This is a genomic window from Salegentibacter sp. (genome assembly GCF_041642575.1).
In the GTDB taxonomy this organism is placed as follows: Bacteria; Bacteroidota; Bacteroidia; order Flavobacteriales; family Flavobacteriaceae; genus Salegentibacter.
Genome location: NZ_JBEPWD010000126.1, coordinates 1 through 4,749 on the forward strand (window position 1 = coordinate 1; position 4,749 = coordinate 4,749).

Below are 4,749 nucleotides of genomic sequence, written 5' to 3' on the forward strand. Positions count from 1 at the left end.
CACCGCCTTCTCAAACAAAAAATGTAGAATCCGGTGAGGATGTGCCTTTTGCCGTTATCGATGAAGTGCCTGTTTTTCCAGGTTGTGAAGAGTTGACATCCAATAATGGACGCAAGGAGTGTATGACGGGGAAAATCACCGATTTCGTTAGCTCAAACTTTAACGCAAAGCTTGGGGAGGAATTAGGGTTAACCGGAATTAACCGGGTTATCGTTCAGTTTAAAATAGATAAAACCGGGAATGTGGTCGAAGCACGCGCCAGGGCTCCTAAGCCTGAATTAGAAGAGGAGGCCATTCGCGTGGTAACTTCAATGCCTAAATTCTCTCCGGGTAAACAAAATGGAACTCCCGTAAATGTGATTTATTCTTTGCCAATAGTATTTGATGTAGGGGATGAATAGAAGCATCTTTATAATTATTTTAATGTTAACCATCAAAGCCGAAGCACAAACTTCGGCTTTGGCTGTTGCTGATAGTTTGTATGCTGTTGGGGAACATGATCAGGCCATTGAAAAGCTGGAAGCGGTAGCGCCAAAATCAGAAGTGGTCTATCTCAAACTCGCGAAAGTTTATAATGCCAACAGAAATGCTGAAGCGGCCCTAAGTAATTACCGGGAGGTGTTGGATCAAAATCCCAAGCGCCTGCTTACCGCGATAGAATATGGAAAACTTTTAGTGAAAACAGGAAGCCTGGAAAAAGCCGATAGCCTTTTTGCTGAACTTTCAGAAAAATATCCTGAGAATGCCAACTTTTATTATCAGCGCGGAATAATTAAAGAAAAGCAACAGGATAGCACTGCGCGAGACTTTTTTTTAAGAAGCCTCTCCTATGATATGACGCATCAGGGAGCTTTGTATAAGATCGCAAAAGAGGAGCTAAAGCACAGAAGGTACACTATGGCCGAACACTATAGTAAAAAGGGTCTCGAGACCAATCCCGGTAATGTTTCCCTGCTTTCCATTCTTGCACAAACCTATTCCTCGATTAAAGAATACCGGGAAGCCATTCCGCATTACGAAAAGTTACTGGAATTGGGGCAGGAGAGTGAGTTTATTTATTCCAAACTCGGTTATGCGAACTATCAATTGTTCGACTACAAAAGAGCGATTTTATATTATAATAAAGCCCTGGAATTTGAAGACCGCAACGCAGCCACCCATTTTATCCTCGGGAAATTATATGCCCAAACCGGTGACCTTGAAAAATCGGAAACGCATTTACTTATGGCCATTCTCATCAAAAAACAACCGGTGGATGCTGAATTCCTTAGCCTCGGGCTTACTTATAAACTTCAGAAAGAATATAAAGAAGCACTGGACTATTTCGATAAAGCATTAGAAGAAAATCCCGATAACCAACGGGCGCTTTATGAAAAAGCGGTGGCTGCCGATAATTATTATGAAGACAAGGAATTGGTTTTACAACATTACAATACCTATTTGCGGAAATATGAAGAGAATGGAAATCCGGGGATGCTCAGCTTAACCAGAAACCGGATTAAGGATATCAAAAAGAAACTTCATCTGGAAGAGTAAAACCAAAGTATTAGTATGAATACGGAAAAATAATTGCTCTCCTTATTTTTCTTTTTTTAAAGAGCTAAATTCTTCACAACAAGGACCTGAAAGAGTGTCTTCCAGGCAGAGCATAGGACCATCAATCTAAGAGACCTTTATTTTAAAGTTTCAAATGAAAAAATCATAATGGAGTCTGATTATCAATCCATTCTATCTTAAAAAGAATTATATCCCTTAGGCTCTGATGACTTTTGTTACTCCATAAAAACTTAGTGCATGGTACCTTTAAGTTAGAATCCTTTAGCCTGGATTTGAAATTATTGTGTCTAACGAAATATTTGGGTCATGAAAAGAATTTTACTTTTTTTATTAGGAGTTATTCCGGCTTTATTGTCCGGGTCAATATGGAGCCAGGAAACCAGTTTTCCATATACGGAAGGTTTTGAGGAAACCTTCATTATGCAAAATGAGAACTTTATTCCCAACTGGTCAGGGAACGAAGTTGATGGAGTAAGAATTTTCCAGGAGGATATTTTTACAAGATCTGGAAACTATTCCTTAGGTCTCTGGCCGGTAGTGGAGGAAGGTGAAGATGAAGAAGAAGTGGAGATCTTTGCACAGGTTCATCTCGACCTTACTGGAATGGAAAACGTTGCCGCTAACTTCTGGGTAGCTACCAGGGCCACAGGAGCCATGAAACACGTTAAGCTATTTATGCAGGTTTCCACCGATGGAGGTCAGAGTTTTGGCTCCAGACTTATTATGGGGTCAGATCGCCGGGGATTCAATAATGTGGATTCAGATTTTACGGAATTCACTTATGCTCTTCATCCTGACGCTTTTGATAATAGCGAAGTCGTGCTTAGATTCCTAACCAAAGCGGGCGCGCGAAAAGGAACAGTTGCTAAGGTTCTTATAGATGATGTGCTGATCTACGCAGCAGAGAGCGATATTTTCCCCCCGGTAGCTCTTGAGCCTAAACCAATAAGCACTGATGAGATACAAATAGAATTCAGTGAACCGCTAAACAATACCGCCCTGAACATTTCAAACTATACTCTGAATTCGGTTCCTGTGGAAGGAAGTGTTGAAATTTCAGATGGTGGGGATGTGGTTATACTTCATTTATCCTCGCCTATTGAGATAGGAAGATATTATGAACTCGGAATATCCAATGTTGAGGATCTGGCAGGCAATGTGATGGAACCTATGACTACAGATATCATTTATAACCCAATGCAGGGAGGCCTGGTGATAACCGAGATCATGTATGATGAACCTCCTGTAGGACAAAGGGATGATCTTGAATTTATTGAGCTCTATAATGCTACTGAAAACCCTATAGAGCTTGGAGGTCTGAGGATAAAAGGGGGAATTACCAGCGGCCGTTTACCCGAATATACCCTGGAGCCCGGAGCCCATTGGGTCACTGCAAAGGATGCAGCAATTTTCACCGAATTCTTCGGGGTTCCGGCACATGAATGGCACGGGGCAAATTTAAGCAATGATGAGCCTGAAACCATCTATATTATCAATACCGATCATCATTCTGATGTCATGATAGATATTGTTACCTATGGAATTGGTTCTCCCTGGCCGGAAGGTGCTGTGGGAGGAGGTTACTCTATGGAGCTTTGTGATGCCAGCCTGGATAATAACGATCCTGCCAATTGGAGTGATGCTACTATGTATGCAGGCACTTATAAAGGATATGAAATTTATGCCAGCCCGGGGAAAAGCTGCTGTACCTCTGAGATCCTTGTGGATGCAGGACCTGATAAGATAGTTTATACCGGTTTACCTGATAAATTCAGTTGTACTGAACTGTCTTTTATGGTTTCCGGAGGAACACCACCTTATACATACAGCTGGACTTCTTTGCCTGAGCTTTCCGGATCAGAAGTAGAAGTATGTCCGGAAATTACCACCACCTATACCGTGACAGTCACAGATGCACAAGGTTGTTGGGGTACTGATGAGGTTGTTGTTCTGGTATCAGATATTTCAGAAAAGCAGAAGGTAGAGTTATGCTATAACGAAAAAACTCTTTCAGTTCCACCTGCAGCAGTTAAATCTTTCCTTGCAAAAGGAGCGGTGCTGGGAGCCTGTGAGGATCTCTTAGATACACCTGGTTCCGTTGATGAAATTGTAAATATCAATATATATCCTAATCCATCTGCCGGACCAGTAACTCTTGAGTTTAAAACCCTGTTAGAAGGTAGAGCTTCTGCAGAGGTGTTTAATCTTTCCGGAAAGAAAATGAGCAATCTCTATATTGGAAATGTACTGCCTGATACTGATTACAGCTTTGAATTGAATACTAGTAACTGGCCTAACGGATTCTACATCTTCGTAGTTAAAACAGGAGGAACAACTACCTCCCGCCAGTTCATTGTTAGGAAATAATATTTTTACCTGATGAAGAAACCGGGATAGCCCGGTTTCTTCTTTTATAGTAACAAGAGTAAAGTTTTTCGTTCCTACAGGAGAAAAGCAGCCTTTTTATTAGATAGAAGTTCCCTTCATTTTCATTACTTTTGTCTAAAGTCAAAGCGCTGTTTGCTAATGAAAAGAACTTTACTTCTGCTATTACCAATATTCCTATTTGCCTGTAATTTCGAGACTAAAAAGATCTCTTCGGAAGAAGTGCTGGAACTCGAATCTCAAACTCTCAACTGGAAGGAAGTAGACCAGTATCCTGCTTTTGAAGACTGCCAGGATGAAACCGAACTCACTGCAGCCCGCGATTGCTTTGAGCGGGAAGTCGCTGAAAATGTGTATGCTTACCTGGCTAAACAGGAACCCGTAGTTACTGAAGCTATCAACGATACCTTATTGCTGTATTTAAAAATAAGCAAGGAAGGCCGGCCTGAGATCGATTCGGTAGAGATCGATTCCACAACCACAAAACAGTTACCCGAGATTAGAAGTTGGCTGACTCAAAGTATCGATTCGCTGCCAAAAATTTATCCTGCCAGTAAACGAGGCGTTCCGGTGTCTACGGTTTTTAAAATGCCTATTCTGATCAAGGCGGAATAGTTTTTCATACCCCAAGCATCATCTCATCAAAATCCAATATTTGCTTTTCCTTATAATCATTAAGGAGGTTACAAATGAGGTGTCCTATGGCATCATGGCGTTCCTGCGACTTAGCCATAAACTGTATTTTACTCCAGCCCCTAATATCGCACACCATCATTCCTTTAGCATCCCGAATAGTTTGTGCCGATT

5 protein-coding genes are annotated in these 4,749 nt (G+C 41.4%); 4 read left to right on the forward strand and 1 reads right to left on the reverse strand.

What is annotated here, in order from left to right; translation table 11 throughout:
* The 4 genes from ACESK1_RS12100 to ACESK1_RS12115 form a co-directional block, all read left to right on the forward strand.
* On the forward strand, nt 1–401 hold a 401-nt coding region (locus ACESK1_RS12100; RefSeq protein ID WP_372920439.1), incomplete at its 5' end, for an energy transducer TonB.
* 22 nt (nt 402–423) lie between these two features.
* Nucleotides 424–1,536, forward strand: coding sequence for a tetratricopeptide repeat protein (locus tag ACESK1_RS12105; RefSeq protein ID WP_372920440.1), 1,113 nt, complete (start codon nt 424–426; stop codon nt 1,534–1,536).
* A 327-nt stretch (nt 1,537–1,863) separates the two neighbouring features.
* Nucleotides 1,864–3,924, forward strand: coding sequence for a lamin tail domain-containing protein (locus ACESK1_RS12110; RefSeq protein ID WP_372920441.1), 2,061 nt, complete (start codon nt 1,864–1,866; stop codon nt 3,922–3,924).
* A gap of 159 nt (nt 3,925–4,083) precedes the next feature.
* Nucleotides 4,084–4,557: a hypothetical protein gene (locus ACESK1_RS12115; protein ID WP_372920442.1), complete on the forward strand. Its 474-nt coding sequence runs from the start codon at nt 4,084–4,086 to the stop codon at nt 4,555–4,557.
* 4 nt (nt 4,558–4,561) lie between these two features.
* Here the strand turns inward: ACESK1_RS12115 and ACESK1_RS12120 are convergent.
* A partial coding sequence (locus ACESK1_RS12120; RefSeq protein ID WP_372920443.1) for a hypothetical protein occupies nt 4,562–4,749 on the reverse strand: 188 nt, incomplete at its 5' end.